Source organism: Roseateles sp. P5_E8 (assembly GCF_054177665.1).
Map to the genome: position 1 here is coordinate 58,793 of NZ_JBGCUM010000007.1, position 23,306 is coordinate 82,098.

Sequence of the window (23,306 nt, forward strand, 5' to 3'; positions counted from 1 at the left end):
GTGGTGGTGACGCCAGGACTCGAACCCGGACCCTTGCGGGACACCATGTCATCACCGTATCAACCGATTCCGGCAGGGCGGCATACGCCGCGGCAACGGGCGATGAAGCCCGGCCGCAACGCACCGGCGGGGCGTGTGAACCCCGGCCTGTGAGCCTTTGCCTTCCTCGGCAGATTTGTTGTCGCCCGAGCTTGTCAGCTGAGGCGAGATTCTCTCGGCAGGCGCGCGGCCAGCCAGTCGTGCACGTCGGCGCGGATGTGCCGCCCCTTCAAGATGAAGTCTTCGAAGCGGCTGGGCACGAACGGCGCGAACAGCAGCGGCATGCGCGCCTCGTCCGGCGTGCGGGCGGCCTTGTGCGAATTGCAGGCGCGGCAGGCCGCGACCGTGTTCATCCAGCTCAAGGGTCCGCCCCGGCTGGCCGGGACGATGTGGTCCACGGTCAGCGCGCGGTGGTCCTGCACGGCGCCGCAATAGGCGCAGGTGTGCCTGTCGCGCTTGAGCAGCTTGCCCTTGCCGAAGGTCGGCACCACGTCGAAAAGGTTGATCCTCGACGCGCCGCGCAGCGCCACGATGGGCGGCACGGCCAGCACCGACTGGCGGCCCGTGGCGGTGTTGACGCCGCCGCGCAGCACGGCCAGCGGCTGCGCGCCGACGGTCCAGACGACCGAGCCGGTCGCGACCAGGCAGGCGGCCTGCTCCACCGAGATCCAGGCCTGGGGCAGGCCGGTGATGTCCAACTGCAAAACGTCGTGCATGGTGACCTCCTTTCAGTCTGGGCACGGTTGAGGGGGAGGCGGGCGATCACCGTTGGTAGTGATCGCGGTTCACGCCGTCGAAAGCAGCCCTTGAGCAGGCAGCAGCGCTTGAAACGACCTCCGTGAACCACAGGGGCAAGGGTCGTTCCTGCCGAGCTTCTCGATCAATTCTTTGTGGCCATGCACGACACGGTCGCCACGCTTGACCTGGGTTTCAGACGGGAAGCCCTTGCGGCGCTTGCTCATGGTCTCGAAAGCTGTGGACGGTGTGCTTTTTCATGATGGTCTCCAGTGAAGGTGATGCATGCGCTTGGGGGTGGCCGGCCGGATTCGAACCGGCGATGCGAGGATCACAACCTCGAGCCTTAGGCCGCTAGGCGACGACCACACCCAAGCACACGCGCTGAGAAACGAGTGGCGCCGCCAGCGCGTCCTGACCCCGCGACCTCCGGTTCGACAGACCGGCGCTCTTCCAACTGAGCTATGGCGACATGAAATGGTTGGTCCGGGTGGCACGAGTTGAACGTGCGGCCCTCTTCGCAGAAGCAGACGCTCTACCTGGCTGAGCTACGCCCGGACTGAAAAGGTTGTCGGTAACGGGTTCCGACGCCGCCCAATCGTTGCGGCCGGTTTGCGCCCCTCGAAGCGTGAGTTCGCCGGGGGGCTTGGGTTGATGAGTGGTACCCCGTGCGGGAGTCGAACCCGCCTCTTCGGCTTGAAGGGCCGAGGACCTCACCGGAAGTCCAACGGGGCATGGTGAATGAATGGACTCGACGCTCGGAATCGAACCGAGGTGGGCTTGACGCCAGCGGCTTTGCAGGCCGCCGCCTTCGACCGCTTGGCTACGTCGAGTTTGTTTGGCGCCTCGTGAACGATTCGAACGTCCGACATCCGGCTTCGTAAACCGGCGCTCTTGTCCACTGAGCTAACGAGGCATGAAAAACCATCTCGGCTGTGTCCACACGCGACGCGGCTGGTTTGCGCAAACCAGAGATGCGTCGCTGCACGCGACAGGCGGCCGCCCGAGCGCACATGCACACCGGGCCGGCCGATGCTTGTGCGTGGGCACACCCGAGATGGGGCAGGGCAGCCGAGGACCAGCCTCGGCGCCTGCCAGTTTTTGAGCGCCGCGCCGATGTGGTCGGCGGGCGCTCGATGCAAGTTGTGAAAGAGCAGGCGCTGCGCTGGCGCAGCGGCGCCGAGGCAGCCCCGGCGGCGAAAACAAAACAAAAGGCCCGGTTCCTTGCGGATACCGGGCCTCAGAAGAGCGTGGAAGGGCGGCGCTAGCCGGGACCTTCTCCCGATGTGTGGGTGTCATGACGATCACGACCGCAGTCGTGGGCATAGCCGACCTGGGGCTGCATGCCCTCCGCTTTCGGTCCCTCAACCAGCGCCATCCAGGCGCCATCGCGCCTGCTCGAAGAGCCGAGGTGTGCGATGACGTTGAAGAGGTGGCGGTTCATGGCGAGGTGCGAAGCGGTTCGGTCGGGTTGAGGTTGTTCGGGTGCCCAACGGCTGTTGAGCGAATCCATGTATTGTGAAAACTGTTCACGCCTTGGTCAAGCGCGGCGCACCACCTAGAATGCATGTGAAGTGTTTTAACAACACTCAGCCCATCGACTGCTCACCGTGTCCAGCCCCGCCACCATCCGCCGGCTCAACGCCCTCGCGCTCTTCCAGACCTTCGCCGAGGCCCGCATCACTGCGGGCGATCCGCCCAAGGGCCTGGAGGCCGCGTGGGCGGCGCGCATCGGCGTCAGCGGCGCGACCTGGTCCATGGCCAAGAGCGGCGCCCGGCCCATCGGCGACAAGCTGGCGCGCCAGATCGAGCATCACTGCGACAAGCCGGCCGGCTGGATCGACGAAGAGCGCGAGCCCACCGGCCTCACGCCCGCCGAGCAGCAGTTCCTGGCGCTCGCGCTGAAGACCTATCGCGGCACGAACAGCGATGGGCGCAAGAAGCTCAGGCAGGCGCTGAAGGAGTTCGGCAGCGGCGGTTAACGCCGCTGCCTCGCGGCCTTACTTGGCCTGCGCCTTGTCTAAATCCCCCGCCCACGACCAGTTCGCCTTGGCCGGGTCCACCCAGCGCTTGATGGCCGCATTCACCTGGGCCAGCGTCAGCGCCTCGCCGCGTGCGTCCAGGTCGGCATTCCACTTGAACTGGCGGCCGCGCTCCAGGTGGCCGGCGATGGCACCGGCGACGGCGCCGTCCTCGCTGCGCCAGGTGTCGCTCTGCGCCTTCATGGCGCGCTTGGCGGTGTCCAGCTCGGCTTGCGTGATGCCGTCGCGCACGAAGCGGGCCAACTCGTCGTTCAGCGCGGCCTCGACGCGGCTGCGGTTCTCGGGCGCGAAGATGGCGGCCATGCCGATCTGGCCGTTGACGTCGAAGCTGGAGGCGTTCAGCCAGGCGCCGGCACCATAGGAGATGCCTTCCTTCTGGCGCAGCCGGGTCAGCAGCCGCGAGTCGAAGCCGCTGGCGCCCAGCACGTGCACGGCGATGCGCAGCGCGGCGTGGTCGGCGTTGTCATCGTCCAGGGGCAGCAGCAGGCCGCCCATGACCATGGCGTTGGGCTTGTCCTTCAGCGTCGCGTTGAGTTTGGCGCCCTGCAGGGGCGGCAGCGGCTGAGGGATGCGGGTGTAGGCCTGCGGTGCGCTCCAGCCGCCGAACAGGCGTTCGAGTAGCGGCTTGACCTCGGCGGGGTCGAAGTCGCCCACCAGCACCAGCTCTCCATGCGCGGCGCCCAGGAACTCACGGTGGAAGGCCTGCAACTTCTCCGGCGTCACGGCCTTCAGCGCGGCGATGGCTTCGGCGAAGCTGGCGACGTAGCGCGGGTCATCGGCCGGGTAGGCGGCGGTGACGGCCCGCTGCAGGTCGCGCGAGGCGACCGCCTGCGGCTGCTGAGAGGATTCCTCCAGGCCGGCGATCTGCTGGCGCGTCAGCTGCTCGACCTCGGCGGGCGGGAAGCTGGGCTCGCGCAGCACCTCGGCCAGCAGCGTCAGCGCTTCGGCCAGCTGTGGCCGGCGGCCGCTCAGCGTGACGTGGGTGCCGCTCACGGGGCCGCTTTGGGTGCGGACGGTGGTCTTGAGCTTGTCGAAGGTGTCGGCGATCTGCGCCCGCGTGCGCTGCTTCGTGCCCAGTGGCAGCGCGTCGCCCAGCAGGGCCGCCTCGGTGCGCTTGCCGCGCAGGCTGTCCGCCGTGCCGTAATGCAGATTGAGCGCCAGCTCCACGGTCTCGCCACGCGAGCGCTTGGGCACGAGGGCCACGCGCAGGCCGTTCTTGAGCTGGTAGCGCTCGGTGCGGCGGTCGATGTTGGCGGGCCTGGTGTCGAAGGTCTCGCCGGCGGCGACGGCGGCCTTGGGCGTGTAATCCTTCAACGCGTCGGCCGCGGCGACGGGCAGGGCCAGCGGCGTGCGCTCGGGCTTGGCCGTGGCGTAGAGGCGGCCGAGCGTGCGGTTGCTGGGCAGCAGCCATTGGCGCAGCGCCGCGTTGACGCCGTCCAACGTGGCCGCCTCGACGTGGTTGCGCAGCTGGAACAGCAGCCGCCAGTCGCCAGCCGCAATCGGCTCGGACAGCGCCACACACAGCTGCTGCGGGTTGGACAGCAGCTCGTCGAAGCCCTTGGCCCATTGCGCCTGGGCACGCTGCAGTTCCTCTGCGGTGATGGGTTCCTTGACGAGGCTCTCGACGGTGTCGCCCAGCAGCTGCTGGGCGCGATCAACGTCGTTGTCGGACTTCAGCACCAGGCCGAGGTTGAGCAGGCCGGGTTCGGCGTTGCGGGCGGCCCAGCCGAAGGCCTGGGCTGCCAGGCCGGGCTCGACGGCGCGCTTGTGCAGGCGGCCCGCAGGCGTGTCGGCCAGGGCCGTCACGGCGACCTCGAAGGCGGCGAAGTCGGGGCTGGCCAGTGGCGGGATGTGATAACTCGCGAACACGCCCTGCATGGCGCTGACGCGGCGCAGCGAGACCAGGCGCTCGCCCTCCTGCACGGGCTCGACGGTGTAGGTGGGCGGCAGCACGCGCGCCGGCTTGGGCAGGGCGCCGAACACGCGTGTGATCTCGGCCAGCGTGCGCTTGGCGTCAAACGCGCCGGCGACGATCAGCGTCGCGTTGTCGGGCTGGTAGTGGCGCTGGTAGAAGGCCTGCAGGCGCGGAATGTCGACGTGTTCGACGTCGGAGCGCGCGCCTATGGTGCTGCGGCCATAGGCATGCCACTGGTAGGCGGCGGCCTGGGTGCGCTGGATGAGGATGCCCAGCGCGTTGTTCTCGCCGGCTTCCATCTCGTTGCGCACGACGCTCATTTCGGTGTCGAGGTCGCTCTTCAGCACCTTGGAGCCGGTCATGCGGTCGGCCTCCATCGCCAGCGTCCACGAAAGCTGCGCGGGGTCGGCCGGGAAGGTCTCGAAGTAGTTGGTGCGGTCCGCGTTCGTCGAGCCGTTGAACTCCATGCCGCGCTTGGACATTTCGGTGCCGACGCTGGCGTACTTGCGCGTCGTCTTGAAGACGAGGTGCTCCAGTAGATGGGCCATGCCGGTCTCGCCCGCGCCCTCGTGACGGCTGCCGACGCGGTAGGTCACGTTGACGGTGACGGTGGGCTTGGTGGCGTCGGGGATGAGCAGCACCTGCAGGCCGTTGGCCAGGCGGTACTCGCTGACGCCCTCGGCCTCGCGCACCGGTGCTGGCGACGAGGGCGCGGCCATGGCCAGCAGGGGCAGCAGCAGGGCGATGGCGGCAAGACGGGGCGGCAGACGCATGGTGGGGGGCGCGTGGTCGGAAGGGGGCGCCAGCATAGCGACGGGTTAGGGCGTGAAGTCGGACGTCATACCTCGCGCCAGGCCACGGCCTAGGGGGCGACAGCCCTGCGTCAGCACCTCGGGTCGTCTCGCGCCATACTGCCCACCCATGCGCATCCTGCTCGTCGAAGACGACGAACAACTCGTCGAAACCACCGCTCGTGCACTGCGTTCGCAGGGCTGGGTCGTGGACTGCACCGCCCGAGGTGAGCCCGTGCCGCGCTCGCTGCGCGAGGACGCCTACGACCTGCTCATCCTGGACATTGGCCTGGCCGGCATCGACGGCTTCGAGACGCTGCGCCGCGTGCGCACCGAGGGCCTGGCCGTGCCGGTGCTCATCCTGACCGCGCGTGACGCCGTGGAAGACCGCGTGCGCGGCCTGGAGGGCGGGGCGGACGACTACCTCGTCAAGCCCTTTGCGCTGACCGAGCTCGTCGCCCGCGCCCGCGCGCTGGTTCGGCGCAGCCAGGCGCGCACCAGCAACCAGCTTCAGCTCGCCCGCCTGCGCATCGACCAGGAGGCGCGCCGCGCCTACATCGAGGATGAGCCGCTGGCGCTGTCCGCCCGCGAGTGGGACGTGCTGGGCTTCCTGATGGCGCGCGCCGGCAAGGTCGTGCCCAAGGAGCACATCGCCATGGCCAGCAATGCCTGGGACCAGGGCGTCAGCGACAACGCCATCGAAGTCTGCCTGTCGCGGCTGCGCGCCAAGATCGAACCCGGCGGCGTGCAGTTGCGCACGGTGCGCGGCCTCGGTTATCTGCTCGAAGAAATCATCTGAAGTGGCCCGGCGTGGCTGAAGGCTCGCGCTCCAGCCTGCAGCGCCGGCTGTTTGTCTGGCTGATGCTGCCGCTGCTGGTGGTGCTGCCGGTGCTGGGCACGGCGCTGTATCAGCAGGTGCAGAGCAGCGCCCAGAGCTGGCTGGACGAGGGCCTGGAGGACACCGCGCTGACGCTGGCCGGCCAGATCGACCTGCGCAGCGGCGAGCCGCGCATTGACATCAGCGCCACCATGGACCGCGCGCTGCGCTTCGACCGCCAGGACGATGTCTTCTACCTCGTGCTGGGGCCGCGCGGCGAGGTGATGCAGGGCGATGCCGGCCTGGCCGAGCTGCAGCCACGGCCCAAGATGCAGACGGCAGGCAAGGCCTACTACGGCGACGTGCGCCTGCGTGACCGCGAGCTGCGCCTGGTGCAACTGGGGCGCGAATGCGGCGATGGTGCCTGCCAGGTGCTGGTGGCCGAAACGCTGCACAAGCGCGACGCGCTGCAGCGCGAGATCGCCACCTACGTCGCGCTGAACGGCGTCACGCTGGCCGTGCTGCTGGCGCTGGCCGGCTGGTGGGCGGTGCGCCAGGGCCTGACGCCGCTGACCGGCCTGAGCGCCGAGCTGGAGCGCCGCGACCTGCACCGCCTGACGCCACTGACGGCCCGCCTGCCGCGCGAGCTGGTGCCGCTGCAGGCCGCCTTCAACCGCCTCTTCGACCGCCTGGGCCGCGCGGCCGGCGTGCAGCGCGAGTTCCTGGCCGACGCCGCCCACCAGCTGCGCACGCCGCTGACCTCGCTGCAGACCGAGATCGAGCTGGCCATGCTGGAGCCGCACGACCAGCGCGTCGACCCGCTGCTGGAGCGGCTGCGCCAGCGCGTCGTGCGCAGCGCCCGCCTGGCCCAGCAGCTGCTGTCGCTGGCTCGCGCCGAGGACCGCAGTGTCGACGTGGGCCAGCGCGTCGACCTGCGCGACATCGCCACCGAGAGCGGCCAGGACTGGGCGCACCGCAGCCTGCCCAGCGGTGTGGACCTGGGCTTCGAGCTGGCCGAGGCGCCGTGCCTGGGCCACGCCTTCCTGCTGCGCGAGGCGCTGGAGAACCTCATCCACAACGCCGTCAGCTATGCCGGCCCCAGCGCGCGCATCACCGTGCGCTGCGGCAGCGGGCTGGACGGCGCCTGGCTGGAGGTCGAGGACAACGGCCCCGGCATCGCACCGGCCGACCGGCCAGCGGCCATGCAGCGCTTTCGCCGCGGCGACACGGCGGTGGGCACCGGCAGCGGCCTGGGCCTGGCCATCGCGGCCGACATCGCGGCCCGCCACGGTGGCCAGCTGCTGCTGCTGGACGCGCATGGCGGCCCGGGCCTGCGCGCGCGGCTCAGCCTGCCGGCGGCGCCGGGTTCAATCCCAGCTGTTTGAACAGGTTCATCGCCACGACGACGCGCCGCCCCGGCGTGGCCGGCACCTCGTGCATTGCGATGCCCGGGAACATCACCAGCGTGGCCGGCCTGGGCTGGTAGGCGCTGGTCTTGGAGAACACCAGAGGCGCGCAGCCGGGCTCGGCCTCCAGGTAGACGACGCAGCTCAGGTCGGCTGGCCAGTGGTTGTGCGGCGCCGTGTAGTCGGCCTGCTCGTAGATGGCGCCCCAGCAGTGGGTGACGAGCAGGTCCAACCCCAGCGCGTCCAGGTCGCCCGACCAGGCCTTGGGCGCGGCCGCCCTGGCGATCTCGACGACGCTGGCGCACAGCGGCATCAGCTTCTCGTTGAGCAGGTGGCTCTTCCACGGGCTCATGTAGGCCGCCTTCACGTTGGACTCGGGCGACTGCGGGTGGCTGATGCGCAGCTCGTCAATCGCCTCGCGGGCCAGCTGCAGGCGGTCAGCGATGGGGCCGAGCTCGGCAATGATGACGGGCAGCTCGGTCTGGACACTGGCACCGACGACGCGGACGGATTCGCTCATCCGCGCAATTCTGCCCGTGACCCGCCTGACCGCGTGCCTACACTGACCCGAGCCCGACGGAGAGCCCTGCATGCTGCCCGCACCCATTCCCGCCAACGACGAAGAACGGCTGCGCGCCTTGCGCGAGCTGCTCATCCTCGACACGCCGCCCGAGGAGCGCTTCGACCGCCTTGTCGAGTTCGCGGCGGCCGAGTTCGATGTGCCCATCGCGCTGATCAGCCTCGTCGACCGCGAGCGCCAGTGGTTCAAGGCCCGCGTCGGGCTGGACGCCTGCGAGACCGGGCGCGACATCTCTTTCTGCGGCCACGCCATCGTGCAGTCGGAGTTGTTCCAGGTCATGGACGCGCTGCGCGACCCGCGCTTTGCCGACAACCCACTCGTGGCCGGTGCGCCGCACATCCGCTTCTACATCGGTGCGCCGCTGACGATGCCGAGCGGCGCTGCCATCGGCACGCTCTGCCTCATCGATGTCAAGCCGCGCGAGTTTGACGCCATGGACCGCGCCATCCTCGGCACGCTGCGCGACCTGGCCGTGGCCGAACTGGTGGGCCAGGGGGCCGAGGCGTGAACCCGCGCATCACCCCCAGCGGGCGGCTGCTGCTCGTCGAGCCGCAGTTCGTCATGCGCCGCACTGTCTCGACGATGGCGCGCGAGATGGGCCTGGCCGACGTGCAGGAGGCGACGAGCCCGGCGCACGCCGAGAAGCTGCTGACCGAACGCCGCTTCAATGCGCTGCTGATTGCCATCGACGACGAGGGTGAGGCACTGGAGCTGGTGCGCCGCGTGCGCGCCGGGGAGGCCTCGCACCCGGCCGACGTGCTCATCGCCGTCACGGCCATGAGCTGCGACGTGGAGCTGGCGCTGCGTCTGAAGCAGCTGGATGTCTGCCGCCTGCTGCTCAAGCCCTTCAAGGTGCGCGGCATGCTGGAGGTGATCTCTGCACTCGGGGCGCCCGAACCCCTGGCTGAGCACTGAACAGCCGGGCCTGATGGCCGCTTTTGCGGCCATCGCCCGAGCTGCTTCGGCCTAGCATGGGTCACCCATGCGCCGCCTTGCTCTCATCTCCGCTGCCCTGCTGGCCTCCGTGCTGGCCGGCTGCGGAACGCCCAGCCAGCCCCTGCCCATGGCCATCATGCCGGCCGAGGCATTGCAGATCCGCAGCTGGGTGCCGGACGCCTTGAAGGGCCAGGTGGCTGTCGCTGCCGTTCAGGGCGGCTTTGAGACGGGGCGCTGGTGGGGCTCCAAGGTCAGCGCCATGACGTTGCAGCAGGCGCTTGAGGAGTCGCTTCACGCCGTCGGCATGCGGCCCGCGTCGCCCGAACCGGCGCCGCGCTTCGAGCTGCAGGCCCGGCTGGTGCTGCTGGAGCAGCCCACCGTGCCCGTCGTCGGCGTGACCGTGGGCACGGCGGTGCACTACACGCTGGTCGACAAGGCCAGCGGCAAGCTCGTCTACCAGCGCCGCATCGCCAACACCGAGGAGGCCGGTTTCGGCGAGGCCGTGCTGTCGCCGTCCGAGCGGCTGCGCATCGCCAACGAGCGCGCGCTGCGCAGCAACATCAACTTGATGCTGCGCGATCTGGTGACGCTGCGTCCCTGATCTCGTGGTGACGGCGGCCAGCCGTCAGCCACAGCGCCAGTGCGCACAGCACACCCAGCACGCTGGCGATGCCGAAGAACTCCATCATGGCCGCATAGCCCGCTGGGTTGGCCGCGCTGGCGCCGGCGCGGTCGTTCAGCCAGCCGGCCACCAGGTTGGCGCCGCTGATGCCTGCGTTCTGTGCCACCCACATCAGGCCGATGGCTGTGCCGAAGCGGCTGGGCGCGACGATGCGGCTGGCCAGCGGCCACATGACGGCCGGCACCAGCGAGTAGCTGACGCCGATCAGCGCCGTCGACACCCACAGGCTCCAGTGCGTCAGCGCCATGACGGCCAGCGCCACCGGCAGCAGCAGCGCGCCGAAGGCGAGGAACGGCGCGTAGCGGTTGACGCGGTCGCACAGCCAGCCGAAGGCCGGCGTGGCGAACACGGCGGCCAGGAAGACGTAGCTGTTCATCTCGCCGGCCGTGGCCAGGTCCAGCCCGTGCACATGCTGGAAATACGTGATCGAGAAGGTGCTGCGGAAGGCCAGGATGACCGAGTACCACAGCACGCACAGCGCCAGCAGGTACCAGTAGGCGCGGCCGAAGTGCAGCAGGTCGCGCCACACCAGTCGCTCGGCCGTGCGGCCGGTGGGCAGCAAGCCGGCCTCACGCGGGCCGCGGTCCACGCGCCAGTAGACGAGCGACGCGGCGAACGAGGTCGCCGCGATGGCCGCCGCGATGATGAGCGGCGGCTGCCAGCCTTGGGCGTAGGCGGTGGCGAACCAGGTGGGCGACATGTCGGCGCTGTAGGAACCCAGCCGGCCTATGGCCAGGGCCAGGCCCATCGCCAAGGCGAGGCTGCGGCCGCCGAAGTAGTCGGCAATCGCGGCCAGCGTGGCGATGCTGAAGGTCTCGGCGCCGATGCCGAACAGCAATCGCCCGGCCGCCATGCCCGTGAAATTGGGGCTGAAGGCCGTGAGCGCCGCGCCGGCCAGGCAAATGGCTGCTGTCACCAGCGTCATGCGCGCCGCGCCGAAGCGGTCCACGAGGATGCCGCCCACCAGGATGAGGACGATGTTGGGCAGGCTGTAGATGGCGTTCAGCAGGCCGACCTGGCTGTTGCTGAAGCCCCGTTGCTGCTGCAGCAGGTCGGCCACCGGGCCGATGGAGTCGTAGACGTAGTAGTTGCCGAACAGCGCCAGCGCCACGAGGGCGCCGATGAGCCAGGCTGTGCCGCGCGGCGGCTGAGCAGCGGCCGTCACAGCTTGCGGTGGGCCAGTGCGGGCAACTGCTGGCGGACCTGGGCCAGGCGCGCCGGGTCGATGTCGGCGCAGACAACGCCCTCGCCTTCGGGCAGCACGGTCAGCACCTCGCCCCAGGGGTCGACGATCATGCTGTGGCCCCAGGTGCGGCGGCCGTTGGCGTGCTTGCCGCCCTGGGCCGGTGCGATGACATAGCACTGGTTCTCCACCGCGCGGGCGCGCAGCAGCAGTTCCCAGTGCTTCTCGCCCGTCGTGTACGTGAAGGCAGCCGGCACGGCAATCAGCTCGCAGGGGTTGTAGCTGCGGAACAGCTCGGGAAAGCGCAGGTCGTAGCAGACGGAAAGGCCCACGCGCACGTCCCCCGCGTTGAAGACCGTCGGCTGGCTGCCCGCCTCCAGCACGCGCGCCTCGTCATAGCTCTCGCGGCCGTTGTCGTAGGCGAACAGATGGATCTTGTCGTAGCGCGCCACGACCTCGCCAGTGGGCGAGAACACCAGCGTGGTGTTGCGCACGCGGCCCGGCTGCTCGGCCTTGATGGGCAACGTGCCGCCGATGATCCACAGCCTCAGCTCCCGCGCGGCGCGCGACAGCATGGCCTGGATGGGGCCGTGGCCCAGTTCCTCGGCAATGGCCAGCTTGTCGCTGTCCTGGTGGCCCATCAGGCAGAAGTATTCGGGCAGGGCGGCGAGGTGGGCCCCTTGCGCGGCGGCGGATTCGAGCAGTTGGCTCGCGGCAATGAGGTTGGCCCCCACGTCGGGGCCGGAGACCATTTGGCAGGCGGCGATTTTCATGTCGGCCATGCTATCGCTGACAGCGTTGGCAATGCGGCAGAAGTCACGCCGATCAGAGTCGCCCGGGACGAGAATCAAGCCGCCATGCCGCCTCCGTCCCGCCTGCGGCGTCACTTGCTGGCGCTTCCCCTCGCAGCCGCGCTGTCACCGGCCCGCGGCGCGAGTGCGGGCGCGCCGCTGACGCTGCGCGTGCCCGACCCGCAGGCCTACAGCGCGCACGGCCAGTTCTTCATCGAGGTGCTGAAGCTGGCGCTCGCCAGGACCGCCGACAGCGAGCCGCCGCCCACGCTCATCCACGCCCCGGTCGATCTGCCGCGCGAACGCCTGCGCCAGCTGCTGGCGGACAGCCAGCTCGACCTGCTGTGGAGCACGACGACGCCCGAGCGCGAGGCGCAAGCGCTGCCGGTGCGCTTCAACCTGCTCAAGGGCACCAACGAGCTGCGCTTCCTGCTCGTGCGCGCCGCCGACGTGCCGAGGTTGCGCAAGCTGCGCACGCTGGAAGAGCTGCGCCGGCTGAGCGCCGGTGCCGGCACCTTCTGGAGCGATGCGCAGATCCTGCGAGCCAACGGCTTCACCGTCGAGGCGACGCCCAAGTTCGATGCCTTGTTCCGCATGCTCAAGGCCGGTCGCTTCGATTTCATCCCGCGCACCCGCGAGGAGATCGACATCGAGGTGCAGCAGCATGCCGAGCTGGGGCTGGTCGAACTGCCGGGGCTGGCGCTGCAGTACCGGCAGCCGCTGTACTTCTTCGTCACGCCCGGCCGGCCGCAGCTGGCCGAGCGGCTGCAGCGCGGCTTGAACCTGGCGGCGGCCGATGGCAGCTTCGATGCCCTCTTCATGGCCCAGCCCGGGCTGAAGGCGGCGCTGGCGCAGCTGCGCGGCTACACGGGGCTGCGGCTGCAGCTGCGCGCGCTGGAGGCGGACGCAACACCCCGCCCGAATTGACCTAGAGCGCGCTGGCCGCGCTCGCGGCGCTCGCTGCCTTTGCCGCCGGCCCGTCCACCTTCTCGACCTTCGGGTCGTCCCAGGTGCCCGTGATGTGGAACTCGCGCGTGTTGGCCGCAGCCATGGGGCGGCTGAGGATCATCTGCGCCAGGAAGGCGCCCAGGGCGACGGCCGGGTTGATGGCCGCGTAGGCCAGCGAGGCGCCGCCGGCCGACACCTCGGGCACGACGACGACGCGCAGCTTCTGTGTCTCGGCGGCCAGGTCGGTGCTGCCGTCCACCAGCACGGCCGCCTGCAGGCCGCGGATGCGGATGTTGTCGCTGCGCGCCACGCCGGCGGCGATCTTCACGTCGCCGGTCACGCCGTCGAACGTGAAGCCCTCGGCGAAGACGTCGCGGAAGTCCAGCAGCAGCCGGCGCGGCAGCGACTGCAGGCTCAGCACGCCCAGCAGCCGGCCGACGCCGGGCTCGGCCTTCAGGAAGGTGCCTGTGTCGAGCTGGATGTTGAGGGCACCGGCCATGCTTGGGTAATGGGGCGCCAGCGGCGAGCCGTCCCAGCCCACCTGGCCGGCCAGCACACCCTTGCCGCCGCGCAAGGCCTGGCCCTGGCCGAGGCGCTCCAGCAGCTTGCCGCCATCGTGGACGTCGAGCTTCCAGTCGAGCGTGGTGCGGCGCTGGCCGTCGCTGCCGGGATTGCCGCCCCAACGGCCCGTGGCGCTCAGCGTCGCGTCGGGCGACAGGATCTGCAGCTTCTCCAGCTGCCAGTCGCGCGCGCCGGCCGGCGCCTGGGCCAGCACTTCCAGGCGCCCCATGTGCTTGCCGCGCAGCTCGAAGTCGTCGACCTCGATGTCCAGCGACGGCAGCGGGCTGCTGCTGGCCGCGGCCTTGGCCGGGTCCATCAGCTCGCTGACCGATTCGACCTCGGAGCGCGGCAGCGACAGGCGCGTCAGTCGCGCCTGCACGGCCTCGATCTGGCCGCCCTTGACGCCCTTCAGCTCGATGCGGCCGGTGAGCTGCTCGGCATCGACGTTGAGCCGCCAGTTGTTGCCATCGCGCGCCACCACGGCAGACACGCGGCCCAGCTGGCGGCCGCCCACCTTGAGGGCCTGGCTGCGCAGCGCGATCTGGCTGGGCAGCAGGCCCAGAGCGTCGTCACTGCTTTCGCCACCGTTGCCACCACCGCCGGCCAGCGCGCCCAGGCGCTGCTGCCAGGCATCCAGGTCCAGCGAGGCGACGTTGGCCTGCAGCAGCACGCCTGCCGCGGGCAGGGCGGGCAGCTTGTCCTGCACGGCCAGCGCGGCGCGCAAGACCTGCGAGACAGGGCCGGAGACGTCACGCTGCAACTGCGCCTGCAGCAGCGGCGCGCTCGCCGTGCCCACCTCCAGGCGGATCTCGTCGCGGCCGGCGCCGGTCGGCGCGATCAGCAGGCGCAGCGGCAGCTGGGTCTCGGCCTCCTTGCGTGCCGGCGCGGGCAGGTCCAGCGCCAGGCCTTGCAGGTTACTCGACACGCTCAGTTCCGGATGACCCTCCTTGCCCACGGCCAGCTGGAAGCGGTAGCCCGTCTGGCCGCTGGCCGCCTGGGCCAGGCGTGTGACGGCGCCCAGCTCGGTGGTGCGGCGCAGGCCCTCGGCCGTGGCCTGGCCCTGCACAGCGAAGCGCATGCTGCCGTCGCGCTGCGTGCCGCCCTCGATGCCGGCGTCTCCGCCCAGCAGCCGCGCCGTCATGCCAGCCAGCAGCAGGCCTTTGCGGTCGAAGTCGATGCGGCCGCGTGCGCTGGCCAGCGCGGGCAGCTCGGGCCGCAGCCGCAGGTCCACGCCGCCCAGCTGCAGCTGGCCCTTGACCGCCGTCTGCGTGGTGTCGTCCAGCGGGATGCTCAGACCCAGCTTGAGGGCCACCGGCCCCTGGGCCGCCGTGGTGCTCAGCGCGTGGCCCAGCCATTCGTCCAGCGGCGAGCTGCGCACGAAGTTGAGCAGCTCGGTGCCGGCGCCGCGCCCGTTGCCGTCCAGCGCCAGCACGCGGCCGCGGTGCAAGTCCTTGATGCCGCCGTTGACGCCGCTCAGCTCATAGCCCAGCACCTTGGCGCGGCCGTCCTTGATCTGCATGCCACCGCGCTCGAAGATGACCTCGGCGTCCACGCCCTCCATGACCGGCCAGTTGGTGCCGACGTCGCTCGGCGGCACATAGGCCAACCGCACGCCCTGGGCCTGAGTGGAGACGCGGAAGATGCCGCTGGATCTGGGCGTGTCGAAGGGGAAGTCAGCCAGCTCGCCCTTGATGCGCACATGGGTGTTGCGCGCCTCGCCGGCCAGCAGCGCGCGTGCGATGTAGCTGCGCGTGTTGGGCAGGCTCATCGGGACGTAGCGGGCCACGCGCGTCGCGTCCACCCGCTGGGCGACCCGGCCGGTCAGGTCCAGGAAGCCCGGCGTGGTGGCGCCGGCCTGGCGCTTCCAGGTCACGTCGAACTCGCCGCTCAGGTCGGGCGTCTGCAGCTTCAGGTCCTGCAACTTGAGCACCACCTCGCCGGGCGTCTTGGCAGTTGCTTGCGGCAACTGCCAGCTCAACTGCGTGGACAGCCGCGTGATTGGAAGCCGCGGGTCCTCGAACAGGCCGGGCAGCTCGACTTCGCCGTCGTGCACCGTCAGCCTGGCCGAGCCGCCGCGCTCGCTGGCGTCCAGTGCCAGGCTGGCGCCGCGCAGGCCGGGGCGGCCGAGGTGACCCTCTTCGCCGGGCTTGGCGGCCAGGGCCAGGCCGTCCAACTGGGCCTTGACGCGGTAGCTGCGCGGCGCGTCCAGCGTGCCCTGCCATTGGCCGGAGAGGGCCGTCAGCAGGCCGCGCGGCGCCAGTTCATCCAGCAGCTGGTGGGCGCGCTCGCCAAGCGGCAGGCGCTGGGCGATCTGGGCCATCAGCGCAAAGTCAAGGCGCTGGGCATTGACCTCGCCGCCCAGCACTTCGTCGGCCTTGCCGAGCTGCAGGCTCACGCCCCAGTCCGAGCGCGGCCAGGCCACGCCATCGCCGCTGACGAAACCGAGCTGATGGGCCTGCAGGCTCAAACGGTCCTTGCTGCGCGCCAGGTCCAGCCGGCCTTCGATGTGGTCCAGGTCCAGCTCGGGCGCGGACTCGAGCACCTTCAGGCGCACCGCGCGCAGCGCCAGGTCCAGCGTCGCGCTGACCGGCTCGCCGTCCTTGATCTGGCCCCAGGCGCGCACGGCGCCGTCGCCCTCGCTGAGCTGGAAGGGCAGGTCCACATGGCGCTTCAGCTGGCTGAGGTCGGCGCGCGGCAGTTCGGCATACAGCTCGCCGCTCCAGTGCGAGAACTCGGCCGGCCGCTTCAGCACGCTCTGCGTGAACTGGCCGCGCAGCGTGAAGCGCTGTCCCCAGTCGGCCGGCGGTGTCGCGTCCAGGCGCAGTTGGTGGCGGCGCAGGCCGTTGCGCATGATGAAGTTCAGGTCGGACAGCTCCAGCGGCCGCGCGTCGGCGCGCTTCTCGTCCACCCAGCGCACACGACCCTTGACGACGGCCAGCTCGGGTTGGCTGAACAGCCAGTCCAGGCCGGCGTCGCTGGTGCCGGTGTCGGAACGCTCGGCCTCGTCCAGGTTGAGGCCGCCGATGAAGATGCGGCCGTTGGCGTCGCGGCGGATGACGAGTTCGGGCGCGTCGATGAGCAGCTGCGAAAAGCGCGGCTGCAGCACGACCAGGGATTGCGCCGACAGCACGGCCGCCACGCGCGGCAAGGTGAGCGCCGGGCGGCCGCTGGCGTCCAGCACGCGCACGTCGCCCAGCTCCATGCGCGGCATCCAGCCGCCGCTCTCGACCGTGATGCGGCCGATGCGCAGCTCTACCCCCAGGGCCTTTGAGGCTTCCTTTTCCAGCCAGGGGCGCCATTCGTTGGCGTGCGGGAGAATGGCCCAGTGCAACACGCTCCAAGCCACCACGCCCAAGCCCCACAGCAAGGCCAGCAGCAGCAGCGCCCAGCGCAAAGCCCGCCAGCACAGGCGCAAAGGCCAGTTGACGGCGCGGGAACAATGGTGGAGGGCGGCCGTGAGGATGTCAGACACGTTGTCTTGGGGCAGTGGGAACCGGCCGGCGGCCAATCTAGCACAGGGATATGAGCGAACTGTTTCCCGTCTTTGCTGAACACAGCCGCTATGTGCAGCGCATCAGGCGCCGTTATGCGGCCGAGCTGCCGCTCCTTCAACCGGGCTTGCCCGACCGGGCCGTCATCGCCGCCTTGATCGAGACTTTGGCCACGGATAGGACGCTGGCCAGCGCCCTGCGCGTGGCACGCCACCTGGTGCTGGAGCGCTTGGCGGTGCTGGACATCGAACAGGGCGCGAGCGTGGCGGAGGTCACGCTGGCCATGACCCACCTCGCTGAAGTCACGCTGGACCTCGCTGTCGCGGCCGCCCGCGCCGAGCTGGACGAGATCCACGGCGAACCGCGCAATGCGGAGGGCGGCGACATCGCCTTCTGGGTGCTGGGCATGGGCAAGCTCGGCGCCCGCGAGCTGAATGTGTCGTCCGACATCGACCTCATCTACGTCTACGAGGACGACGGCGAAACGCAGGGCCGCCGGCCCATCAGCGCGCATGAATATTTCGCCAACGTCGCCAAGCGCCTTTACGCGCTGATCGGCGACGTGACCGACGACGGCCAGGTCTTCCGCGTCGACCTGGCGCTGCGGCCCAACGGCAAGAGCGGGCCGCCGGCCGTCAGCTTGGCCATGCTGGAGGAGTATTTCCTCGTGCAGGGCCGCGAGTGGGAGCGCTTCGCCTGGCTGAAGAGCCGTGTCGTCGCACCGCTCAGCGGCCCCGGCGCGCCGGGCGACCCGCGCACGCTGGCCCTGCGCGACCTCGTCACGCCCTTCGTCTACCGGCGCTACCTGGACTACGGCGTCTTCGAGGGCTTGCGGCAACTGCACGGCAAGATCCGCAGCGAGGCCAAGGCCCGCGCCGCCGGCCGGCCCGAGCGCGCCAACGACGTCAAGCTGTCGCGCGGCGGCATACGCGAGATCGAGTTCACCGTGCAGCTGCTGCAGGTGGTGCGCGGCGGCCAGTTCCCCGAGATCCGCACGCGCTCCACCGTCAAGGCGCTGGCCCAGGTTGCCGCCAGCGGCCTGATGAAGGCCGAGACGGCCCGGCGCCTCAGCGACGCCTACGTCTTCCTGCGCCGCGTCGAGCACCGCATCCAGTTCCTGGACGACCAGCAGACCCACTGCCTGCCGCAGGGCGACGCCGATCTGGCCTGGATTGCCGCTTCGCTGGGGCTGAAGTGCAGTCGCGAGACCTGCGAGTTGTTCGAGCAGCTCGGCGAGGTGCGCGAGCTGGTGGCGATGGAGTTCGACGCGCTGCTGCACGAGGGCGGCGCGGCGCCTCAGGGTGGCTGCAAGGGCGGCCAGTGCGGTGGCCCCAAGCCCACAGTGGACGGCGAGGACTTCCTGCAACGCCTGCCCGAGGCGCTGGCCGTGGCCGTGCGCGCGCTGGCCGAGACGCCGCGCGTGCAGGCGCTGCGCGAGGAGTCACGCCAGCGCCTGGCCAAGCTCTTCTACCGCGCCGCGCAGGCCGTCGAAGCCGATGAATGCTCGCTAGCCGCGGCGGTGCGCTTCGTCGACTGGGTCGAGCCCCTGCTGCGCCGCGAGAGTTATCTGGCCATGCTCGTCGAGCGCCCCGCCGTGCAGGCGCGGCTGCTGCGCCTGCTGGGCCTGGCGCGCTGGCCGGTGCGTTATCTGATGCAGCACCCGGGCGTCATCGATGAGCTGGCCGACCCGCTGCTGCTGACTGCCCGCTTCGACCGTGAGGCCTTCCTCACTGACCTGCGTGACCGCGAGAAGGGCTGGGCCCGCAGCGGCCAGGCCGACGAGGAGTCGCTGCTGGACACGCTGCGCCGCGCCCACCACGCCGAGGTCTTCCGCACGCTGGTGCGCGACGTCGAGGGCCGCATCACGGTGGAGCAGGTTGCCGACGACCTCTCGCTGCTGGCCGACGCCGTGCTGCAGATCGCCATCGACTGGGCCTGGGCGCGTTTCAACAAAGCGCATCGCCCCGACCCGCGCCTGGCCGTCATCGCCTACGGCAAGCTGGGCGGCAAGGAGCTGGGCTATGGCGGCGATCTGGACGTGGTGTTCGTCTTCGATGACGACGACGAGAACGCCAGCGAGATCTACGGCGCCTTCCTGCGCCGCCTCATCACCTGGCTGACGCTGCGCACGTCGGCCGGCGAGCTGTTCGACATCGACACGGCGTTGCGGCCGAATGGCAACTCGGGGCTGCTGGTCACGTCGCTGGCGCATTTCGAGGCCTATCAAACGGGCCGGGGCAGCAACACCGCCTGGACCTGGGAGCACCAGGCCATCACGCGGGCGCGCTTTTGCGCGGGCAACGCCGAGCTGGCCGAGCGCTGCGAGAGCGTGCGGCGCCAGGTGTTGACGGCGCCGCGCGACGCTGAGGCGCTCAGGCACGAGGTGCAGGCGATGCGCGAGAAGGTGCGGGCGGCGCGGCCGGTGAAGGAAGGCCTCTTCGATGTGAAGCACAGCGAGGGCGGCATGATGGACGCCGAGTTCGCCGTGCAGGTGTTGGTGCTGGCGCATTCGGCGGCGCATCCGCAGTTGCAGGACGACCTGGGCAATATTGCGCTGCTGCGGCTGGCGGAGACCTTAGGGCTGCTGCCTGGCGGGGTTGGCGAGGCGGCGGCGAATGCGTATCGGGAGCTGAGGCGGGTGCAGCACAAGGCAAGGCTGGATGAGCAGTCGACGGCGCTGGATGCCGAGGCGGCCGCGTTGTTGCAACCGCAACGGGATGCCGTGCAGGCGTTGTGGCTCGCGGTATTTGGTTGATGGCCAGGCCCAGCCGGGGGTTCGTCCCGGCGGCCGACTCACTTTTTGCGCCGCCAAAAAGTAAGCAAAAAGCTCTCCCCTGCGAAACCGCCCCTGTCGGGGTCCCCTGCGATGCTCGAAGCCCGGGGCCGCACCCAACTCACTTCGCTACGCTCCGTTCAAACAAAGGGGTGCGAAGTCAGAGCTTGAAGCTCGCTTCGCTCGCGCCCCGGGCTTCTGCGCTTCTCGGCGGTTTAGAAGGGGAGGTTCCCGAACAGCCCCAACAGCCAACAGCCAAACCCGAAAGCCGGGTGGTGGATGTATTTCTGTGTGCCCCCTTTAGCCCCGCCGAGGAACGGAAAGTCTTGAGGCCGTGCGCGCAGCGCACTTCAAGAACTGACTCCGCACGGTTGTTTGAGCAGAGCCTAGCGGCGCGAGTTCCGGGCGGGGCCTCGAGGCTTGAGTACCGCAGGGCGGGGCGGTCGGGGGGAGCTCTTTGGTTACTTTCTGGCGGCCCAGAAAACCGAAGGTTTCGGCGAAGCCAAAGTGACTCGCCCGCCGGGGCGAAATCCCGGCTCGGGCCTCGCCAGTGAACCGCACTAGGAGTTGGCTGACCGTCTGCGCTGCATTCGCCGCGCTGTCGTTGCTGACATGGCCGTTCCCGCGCGACGCGCTCGACTGGCAACCCGCCCTGATCGCCACCCAACCCTGGCGCGCCCTCACCGCCGCCTTCGTCCACTGGACGCCCCTCCACCTCGCCGCCAACCTCGCCGGCTGCGTCGTTCTCGCCCTGCTGGGCCACCGCGCCACCCTCGGCAAGCGTGAGGCACTCGCGGCCCTCATCGCCCTGCCGCTGACTCAAGCAGCCCTGCTGCTCCGCCCCGACCTCCACCGCTATGCCGGCCTCTCCGGTGAACTGCACGCCCTCGTCGCCATCGCCGCGCTGAGCCTGCTCGTGCGCCGCAGCCGCGACCACTTCATCGGCGCCGCCATCGCCATCGGCCTCATCGCCAAACTCGCCCTCGAACATCCCCTCGGCCCCGCCCTGCGCACCACCGCAGGTTTCGACTTCCCTGTCGCCCCATTCGCCCACCTCACCGGCGCCATCGCCGGCCTCATCGCCTGGAGCCTGACAATGCGCAGCTACCCGAAATCACCGAGGAACCCGCATGGGACGTGAAGCCAGCTGTACCGCCCGCGTCGGCAACGAGACCGCCGAGGCCACCGCCTTGCTCGAATCGACCACCGTCGTGCTGCGCGGCGACCTGAAACGCCGCTGGGACATCGCCACGCTCCAGAACCTGCGCGTCGAAGGCGAGGAACTGCGTTTCGAAGCCGGCGAGGAGCCCGTCGCCCTCGTGCTGGGCGAGAAGGAAGCCGGCCGCTGGCTGAAGAAGCTGCAGACGCCGCCACCCACGCTGGCCGCCAAGCTCGGCGTCAGCGCCGAGAACCCGGCCCTGCTGATCGGCCCGACCGTCGGCCCGCTGGACCCGGCCCTGGCCGAGGCGCTGGCCGGCGGCATCACCACCAACCTGCGCGAGGCGCGCATGCTGGTCGCCGTGCTGAGCAACCCGTCCGAACTGCCGCGCATGGCCGAGTTCCATGCCGACATGATCTGCAAGACCGTCTGGGTCGTGCACGCCAAGGGCCCCGAGGCCAGCCCGTCGGACACCGAGGTCCGCCTGGCCATGCGCAACTGGGGCTATGTGGACAACAAGACCAGCGCCGTGTCGGACAAGCTGACGGCGACGCGCTATGTGCAGACGCAGGAGCCGGCCAAGAAGCGGGTGCGTAAACGCTGATATCAAACGCCCCTCGCCCAACCCCGCATCGCTGAACGCGAGCGAGTCTGGTCGGTCCCCCGGGGGGACGGCGATGCGTGCGGCATCGAGCCGCTCGCACATCGCCAACGGGGCCGGCTTGGGAGCGGCCCTGCGCTCGGCCCCAACACTCACGCGTCGCGGAGCATGACCATCCCTATGCGCCAATCCCAGCTCGACCCCCGCGCCATTGCGCTGCTGCTGCTCTGCTGCGTCCTCTGGGGCATCAACCAGGTCGCCGCCAAGGCCGCGCTGACGGAGATCGCGCCGCTGTGGCAGGCCGGCCTGCGCTCGGTGGTCGCCGGCCTGCTCGTCTGGCTGTGGTCGGCGTCGCGTGGCGTGCGGCTGTTCGAGCGCGACGGCAGCCTGGGCGGCGGCCTGCTGGCCGGTGTGCTGTTCGCGGCGGAGTTCGCCTGCATCTTCCTGGGCCTGCAATACACCAGCGCCTCGCGCATGGTGGTCTTCATCTATCTGTCGCCCTTCGTCGTCGCCCTGGGCATGCCGTGGATCGCGCATGGCGAGAAGCTGGCCGGCAGGCAGTGGGCCGGCCTGGTGCTGGCCTTCGGCGCGGTGGCCTTTGCGTTCGCGGAAGGCTTCTCGTCGCCGCACAGCACTACGCAGTGGTGGGGCGACGCGCTGGGCGTGGCCGCCGCCGTGCTGTGGGCCGGCACGACGCTGGCCATCCGCGGCACGCGGCTGAGTTCCGCGCCGGCCGAGAAGACGCTGCTCTACCAGCTCGGCGTCTCGGCCCTCGCGCTCTGCGCTGCGGCCGTGTTCGCCGGCGAGCCGCTGCCTACGCACTGGTCGCCGCGCCTGCTCGGCCTGTTCGGCTTCCAGGCCGTCATCGTGTCGTTCGCGAGCTATCTGGTGTGGTTCTGGCTTATCCGCCACTACGCCGCCACCAAGCTCGCCGTGTTCACCTTGAGCACGCCGCTGTTCGGTCTGCTGGCCGGCGCGCTGCTGCTGGGCGAGGGCATCAGCACGCGGCTGGTGATGGCGCTCGCCGCGTTGGCGGCTGGGATCGTGCTCGTCAACCGTTGATGTCACGGCCGTGCCAGAGTGCGCGGCCGCTCCTGCCTAGACTGCACCTCCACACCCAGGAGACCCACCCATGATCACCCTCTGCGGCATCCCGCTGTCCAACTACTACAACAAGGCCAAGTTCGCGTTGCTGGAGAAGGGCATCCCCTTCACCGAGGAGCGCATCGAGACCCATTCGCACGAGGAAGCCGTGCTGAGCTGCTCGCCGCTGGGCAAGGTGCCGTTCCTGAAGACGCCGCAGGGCGCGCTGTGCGAGAGCCAGGTCATCGTCGACTACCTCGAAGCCGCCTACCCCGACACGCCCCGCCTCATCCCGGCCGACCCCTTCGAGGCCGCCAAGGTACGCGAGCTCATCGTCTACGTGGACTTGCACCTGGAGCTGGTCGCGCGCGAGCTGTATGCGGAGGCCTTCTTCGGCGGCCAGGTCAGCGACGGCACCAAGAAGCGCGTCGCCCGCGTGCTGCCCGAGAACATCGCTGCCTTCAAGCGCCTGGCCAAGTTCGGGCCCTACCTGGCCGGCGACACGTTCACGATGGCCGACTGCGCCGGCTGGGTCAGCCTGCCCCTGGTCGCCATGGCCACCAAGGCCATCTATGGCGAGGACCTGCTGGCCGCCGGCGGCGTGGACTGGAAGCCCTATGCCAAGCTGATCGGCGAGCGCCCGCATGCCGCCCGCGTGGTGGCCGACCGCAAGGCCGACCAGGAGCGCTCGCTGGCCGCCAACCGCGCCAAGACCTGACGCGCGGCTTGCCGCGGCGCCCGGGGCGTCGAGAAGTCATTCGGGTGCGACATTT

The 23,306-nt window shown here is 70.0% G+C and carries 20 protein-coding genes and 6 tRNA genes; 12 read left to right on the plus strand and 14 right to left on the minus strand.

Translation table 11 applies throughout. The features are described from left to right. Positions 1 to 194 precede the first annotated feature (194 nt). The 9 genes from ACXRVZ_RS05930 to ACXRVZ_RS05970 form a co-directional block, all read right to left on the minus strand. On the minus strand, positions 195 to 755 hold the full coding sequence (locus ACXRVZ_RS05930) for an HNH endonuclease (protein ID WP_457418650.1): 561 nt from the start codon (positions 753 to 755) through the stop codon (positions 195 to 197). A gap of 69 nt (positions 756 to 824) precedes the next feature. Continuing rightward, positions 825 to 1,001, minus strand: coding sequence for an SEC-C metal-binding domain-containing protein (locus ACXRVZ_RS05935; protein WP_457418652.1), 177 nt, complete (start codon positions 999 to 1,001; stop codon positions 825 to 827). A gap of 69 nt (positions 1,002 to 1,070) precedes the next feature. Then, positions 1,071 to 1,143: transfer RNA gene (locus ACXRVZ_RS05940), tRNA-His, on the minus strand. Between the two features lie 27 nt (positions 1,144 to 1,170). Beyond that, a tRNA-Asp gene (locus ACXRVZ_RS05945) sits at positions 1,171 to 1,246 on the minus strand. A 10-nt stretch (positions 1,247 to 1,256) separates the two neighbouring features. Continuing rightward, positions 1,257 to 1,332 (minus strand) — tRNA-OTHER (locus ACXRVZ_RS05950). Between the two features lie 101 nt (positions 1,333 to 1,433). Further along, positions 1,434 to 1,508, minus strand: a tRNA-Glu gene (locus tag ACXRVZ_RS05955). A gap of 12 nt (positions 1,509 to 1,520) precedes the next feature. After that, a tRNA-Cys gene (locus tag ACXRVZ_RS05960) sits at positions 1,521 to 1,607 on the minus strand. 6 nt (positions 1,608 to 1,613) lie between these two features. Continuing rightward, positions 1,614 to 1,690: transfer RNA gene (locus ACXRVZ_RS05965), tRNA-Arg, on the minus strand. 348 nt (positions 1,691 to 2,038) lie between these two features. After that, complete coding sequence (locus tag ACXRVZ_RS05970; protein WP_458232240.1) at positions 2,039 to 2,218, minus strand: hypothetical protein; 180 nt, start codon at positions 2,216 to 2,218, stop codon at positions 2,039 to 2,041. A 166-nt stretch (positions 2,219 to 2,384) separates the two neighbouring features. Here ACXRVZ_RS05970 and ACXRVZ_RS05975 point away from each other — a divergent pair, with 166 nt between their 5' ends. Then, a complete protein-coding gene (locus tag ACXRVZ_RS05975; protein WP_457418654.1) occupies positions 2,385 to 2,756 on the plus strand; it encodes a hypothetical protein in 372 nt (123 codons plus the stop codon). Positions 2,757 to 2,774: 18 nt separating this feature from the next. Here the strand turns inward: ACXRVZ_RS05975 and ACXRVZ_RS05980 are convergent, their stop codons facing one another. Further along, on the minus strand, positions 2,775 to 5,504 hold the full coding sequence (locus ACXRVZ_RS05980; protein ID WP_457418656.1) for a M16 family metallopeptidase: 2,730 nt from the start codon (positions 5,502 to 5,504) through the stop codon (positions 2,775 to 2,777). 148 nt (positions 5,505 to 5,652) lie between these two features. Between ACXRVZ_RS05980 and ACXRVZ_RS05985 the strand changes: the two genes are divergently transcribed. After that, positions 5,653 to 6,321 (plus strand): response regulator, encoded by a 669-nt coding sequence (locus ACXRVZ_RS05985; RefSeq protein WP_457418658.1) that lies wholly within the window; start codon positions 5,653 to 5,655, stop codon positions 6,319 to 6,321. An 11-nt stretch (positions 6,322 to 6,332) separates the two neighbouring features. Continuing rightward, a complete protein-coding gene (locus tag ACXRVZ_RS05990) occupies positions 6,333 to 7,724 on the plus strand; it encodes a sensor histidine kinase (protein ID WP_457418660.1) in 1,392 nt (463 codons plus the stop codon). On the opposite strand, the gene ACXRVZ_RS05995 is transcribed toward ACXRVZ_RS05990, so the two are convergent. Then, positions 7,684 to 8,265, minus strand: a complete 582-nt coding sequence (locus tag ACXRVZ_RS05995; protein WP_457418662.1) for a hypothetical protein — start codon at positions 8,263 to 8,265, stop codon at positions 7,684 to 7,686. The two genes, ACXRVZ_RS05990 and ACXRVZ_RS05995, sit on opposite strands and share 41 nt — an antisense overlap. Before the next feature lie 70 nt (positions 8,266 to 8,335). Between ACXRVZ_RS05995 and ACXRVZ_RS06000 the strand changes: the two genes are divergently transcribed. The 3 genes from ACXRVZ_RS06000 to ACXRVZ_RS06010 all read left to right on the plus strand — a co-directional run bounded on the left by ACXRVZ_RS06000 (position 8,336) and on the right by ACXRVZ_RS06010 (position 9,862). Further along, positions 8,336 to 8,833, plus strand: a complete 498-nt coding sequence (locus ACXRVZ_RS06000) for a GAF domain-containing protein (RefSeq protein ID WP_457418664.1) — start codon at positions 8,336 to 8,338, stop codon at positions 8,831 to 8,833. Further along, positions 8,830 to 9,240 carry a hypothetical protein gene (locus ACXRVZ_RS06005; protein ID WP_457418666.1) on the plus strand — a complete coding sequence of 137 codons (411 nt, stop codon included), beginning with the start codon at positions 8,830 to 8,832 and terminating at the stop codon, positions 9,238 to 9,240. The genes ACXRVZ_RS06000 and ACXRVZ_RS06005 overlap by 4 nt, the downstream gene beginning before the upstream one ends. 67 nt (positions 9,241 to 9,307) lie before the next feature. Then, the gene (locus ACXRVZ_RS06010) at positions 9,308 to 9,862 is read left to right on the plus strand and encodes a hypothetical protein (protein WP_457418668.1); all 555 of its coding nucleotides are present in this window, start codon (positions 9,308 to 9,310) and stop codon (positions 9,860 to 9,862) included. On the opposite strand, the gene ACXRVZ_RS06015 is transcribed toward ACXRVZ_RS06010, so the two are convergent. Beyond that, positions 9,822 to 11,108, minus strand: a complete 1,287-nt coding sequence (locus ACXRVZ_RS06015; protein ID WP_457418670.1) for an MFS transporter — start codon at positions 11,106 to 11,108, stop codon at positions 9,822 to 9,824. The two genes, ACXRVZ_RS06010 and ACXRVZ_RS06015, sit on opposite strands and share 41 nt — an antisense overlap. Next, the gene (locus tag ACXRVZ_RS06020) at positions 11,105 to 11,908 is read right to left on the minus strand and encodes a carbon-nitrogen hydrolase family protein (RefSeq protein WP_457418672.1); all 804 of its coding nucleotides are present in this window, start codon (positions 11,906 to 11,908) and stop codon (positions 11,105 to 11,107) included. Before ACXRVZ_RS06020 ends, ACXRVZ_RS06015 begins: the two co-directional genes overlap by 4 nt. A 75-nt stretch (positions 11,909 to 11,983) precedes the next feature. Between ACXRVZ_RS06020 and ACXRVZ_RS06025 the strand changes: the two genes are divergently transcribed. Further along, positions 11,984 to 12,844: a substrate-binding periplasmic protein gene (locus ACXRVZ_RS06025; RefSeq protein WP_457418674.1), complete on the plus strand. Its 861-nt coding sequence runs from the start codon at positions 11,984 to 11,986 to the stop codon at positions 12,842 to 12,844. Between the two features lies 1 nt (position 12,845). Here the strand turns inward: ACXRVZ_RS06025 and ACXRVZ_RS06030 are convergent, their stop codons facing one another. Then, the gene (locus tag ACXRVZ_RS06030; RefSeq protein ID WP_457418675.1) at positions 12,846 to 16,898 is read right to left on the minus strand and encodes a YhdP family protein; all 4,053 of its coding nucleotides are present in this window, start codon (positions 16,896 to 16,898) and stop codon (positions 12,846 to 12,848) included. Positions 16,899 to 16,948: 50 nt separating this feature from the next. Here ACXRVZ_RS06030 and glnE point away from each other — a divergent pair, with 50 nt between their 5' ends. From glnE to ACXRVZ_RS06055, 5 genes are all read left to right on the plus strand, one after another. Beyond that, positions 16,949 to 19,672, plus strand: a complete 2,724-nt coding sequence (gene glnE, locus ACXRVZ_RS06035; RefSeq protein ID WP_458232241.1) for a bifunctional [glutamate--ammonia ligase]-adenylyl-L-tyrosine phosphorylase/[glutamate--ammonia-ligase] adenylyltransferase — start codon at positions 16,949 to 16,951, stop codon at positions 19,670 to 19,672. Between the two features lie 568 nt (positions 19,673 to 20,240). Beyond that, positions 20,241 to 20,831 (plus strand): rhombosortase, encoded by a 591-nt coding sequence (rrtA, locus tag ACXRVZ_RS06040; protein ID WP_458232242.1) that lies wholly within the window; start codon positions 20,241 to 20,243, stop codon positions 20,829 to 20,831. Next, positions 20,821 to 21,453 carry a hypothetical protein gene (locus ACXRVZ_RS06045; protein ID WP_457418681.1) on the plus strand — a complete coding sequence of 211 codons (633 nt, stop codon included), beginning with the start codon at positions 20,821 to 20,823 and terminating at the stop codon, positions 21,451 to 21,453. The genes rrtA and ACXRVZ_RS06045 overlap by 11 nt, the downstream gene beginning before the upstream one ends. 165 nt (positions 21,454 to 21,618) lie before the next feature. Continuing rightward, positions 21,619 to 22,512: a DMT family transporter gene (locus ACXRVZ_RS06050; protein ID WP_457418683.1), complete on the plus strand. Its 894-nt coding sequence runs from the start codon at positions 21,619 to 21,621 to the stop codon at positions 22,510 to 22,512. 70 nt (positions 22,513 to 22,582) lie between these two features. Then, positions 22,583 to 23,251, plus strand: a complete 669-nt coding sequence (locus ACXRVZ_RS06055) for a glutathione S-transferase family protein (protein ID WP_457418685.1) — start codon at positions 22,583 to 22,585, stop codon at positions 23,249 to 23,251. The last annotated feature ends 55 nt before the right edge of the window (positions 23,252 to 23,306 follow it).

Bases quoted from the DNA above. Each gene is read 5' to 3' on its own strand.
- ACXRVZ_RS05930 (WP_457418650.1), bottom strand. From the start codon at position 755: ATGCACGACGTTTTGCAGTTGGACATCACCGGCCTGCCCCAGGCCTGG.
- ACXRVZ_RS05935 (WP_457418652.1), bottom strand. From the start codon at position 1,001: ATGAGCAAGCGCCGCAAGGGCTTCCCGTCTGAAACCCAGGTCAAGCGT.
- ACXRVZ_RS05970 (WP_458232240.1), bottom strand. From the start codon at position 2,218: ATGAACCGCCACCTCTTCAACGTCATCGCACACCTCGGCTCTTCGAGC.
- ACXRVZ_RS05980 (WP_457418656.1), bottom strand. From the start codon at position 5,504: ATGCGTCTGCCGCCCCGTCTTGCCGCCATCGCCCTGCTGCTGCCCCTG.
- ACXRVZ_RS05985 (WP_457418658.1), top strand. From the start codon at position 5,653: ATGCGCATCCTGCTCGTCGAAGACGACGAACAACTCGTCGAAACCACC.
- ACXRVZ_RS05995 (WP_457418662.1), bottom strand. From the start codon at position 8,265: ATGAGCGAATCCGTCCGCGTCGTCGGTGCCAGTGTCCAGACCGAGCTG.
- ACXRVZ_RS06000 (WP_457418664.1), top strand. From the start codon at position 8,336: ATGCTGCCCGCACCCATTCCCGCCAACGACGAAGAACGGCTGCGCGCC.
- ACXRVZ_RS06010 (WP_457418668.1), top strand. From the start codon at position 9,308: ATGCGCCGCCTTGCTCTCATCTCCGCTGCCCTGCTGGCCTCCGTGCTG.
- ACXRVZ_RS06020 (WP_457418672.1), bottom strand. From the start codon at position 11,908: ATGGCCGACATGAAAATCGCCGCCTGCCAAATGGTCTCCGGCCCCGAC.
- ACXRVZ_RS06025 (WP_457418674.1), top strand. From the start codon at position 11,984: ATGCCGCCTCCGTCCCGCCTGCGGCGTCACTTGCTGGCGCTTCCCCTC.
- glnE (WP_458232241.1), top strand. From the start codon at position 16,949: ATGAGCGAACTGTTTCCCGTCTTTGCTGAACACAGCCGCTATGTGCAG.
- ACXRVZ_RS06045 (WP_457418681.1), top strand. From the start codon at position 20,821: ATGGGACGTGAAGCCAGCTGTACCGCCCGCGTCGGCAACGAGACCGCC.
- ACXRVZ_RS06050 (WP_457418683.1), top strand. From the start codon at position 21,619: ATGACCATCCCTATGCGCCAATCCCAGCTCGACCCCCGCGCCATTGCG.
- ACXRVZ_RS06055 (WP_457418685.1), top strand. From the start codon at position 22,583: ATGATCACCCTCTGCGGCATCCCGCTGTCCAACTACTACAACAAGGCC.